1 protein-coding gene is annotated in these 1,029 nt (G+C 73.1%); it reads right to left on the reverse strand.

Annotated elements, in window-relative coordinates; translation table 11 throughout:
• Window positions 1-115 precede the first annotated feature (115 nt).
• Complete coding sequence (locus QH276_RS15810; protein WP_280402214.1) at window positions 116-880, reverse strand: SDR family oxidoreductase; 765 nt, start codon at window positions 878-880, stop codon at window positions 116-118.
• Window positions 881-1,029 lie beyond the last annotated feature (149 nt).

Here is a 1,029-nt window from a genome sequence, read left to right on the forward strand (position 1 = left end):
CCCCCCGGGGGGGGGGGGGGGGGGGCGGCCGCCGCCCCTGTCGCCCGGGGGGGGCCCCGGGGGGGGGCGCCGGCGGGGGGGGGGGCGGGGGCCCCCCCCCGCGGTGGTGCGAATCTCAGATACCGCCGGTGGACAGCAGGCCGCCGTCGACACGGATCGTCTCACCGGTGATCCATTGCGCCTGGTCCGAGGCCAGGAACGCGATCAGCCGTGCCACGTCTTCCGGCGACCCCAGCCGCTTCATCGGATAGACCGCGGCGGCCGCTTCCTCGTCGGCGGAGTAGAGGGCATCCGCGAAGCTGGTCTTCACCACACCCGGCGCGACCGCGTTGACCCGGATCTTCGGACCCAGTTGCCAGGCCAGTTCGTCGGTGAGCCGGATCAGTGCCGCCTTGGAGGCACCGTAGGCCGCGATCACCCCGGTGGACCGCAGGCCCGCGACGCTGGCCACGTTCACCACCGCGCCGCCGTGTTCGCCCATCCACGCCTTGTACGCCTCCTGGATGTAGCCGAGCGCGGCGACGACGTTCACATCGAAGATCTTGCGGACGGCATCCAGATCCGCTTCCATCAGCGCGCCGTACACCGGATTGATCCCGGTGTTGTTGATCAGGATGTCCAGCGACCCGAATTCGGTCACGGCCCGCTGCACCGCCGCCGTGCGGGCCTCGGCGTCACCGGAGTTACCGGCCAGCGCGACGACCTCGCCCTGATGGCCCAACCCGCGCAGCTCGGCGGCCGCCTTGTCCAGCGGTTCGGGTTTGCGCGCGGTGATCAGCACATTCGCGCCCCGGCTCAGCAGCTCGGCGGCCACCGCGTAGCCGATACCCCGGCTGGCCCCGGAGACCAGCGCGCTCTTACCCAACAGATCGGTGCTCATAGCCGGGCACGTTACCGTGCCCGGCGCGGGCTCCGGTCGGCCGCCCCCGGCGGGGGGGGGGGGGGGGCGGGGTTAATCTGTGGTGTCGAGTGCGGGAACGCCCGCGGATGGGGGGGGGTTAGGCCGTGCGGACCCCCCCGGCCCCACCC

This window comes from Nocardia carnea (genome assembly GCF_029869215.1).
GTDB lineage: Bacteria > Actinomycetota > Actinomycetes > Mycobacteriales > Mycobacteriaceae > Nocardia > Nocardia carnea_B.

What these genes read in the sequence shown, in the direction of transcription:
- QH276_RS15810 (WP_280402214.1), bottom strand. Translation starts at nt 880, where the DNA reads ATGAGCACCGATCTGTTGGGTAAGAGCGCGCTGGTCTCCGGGGCCAGC.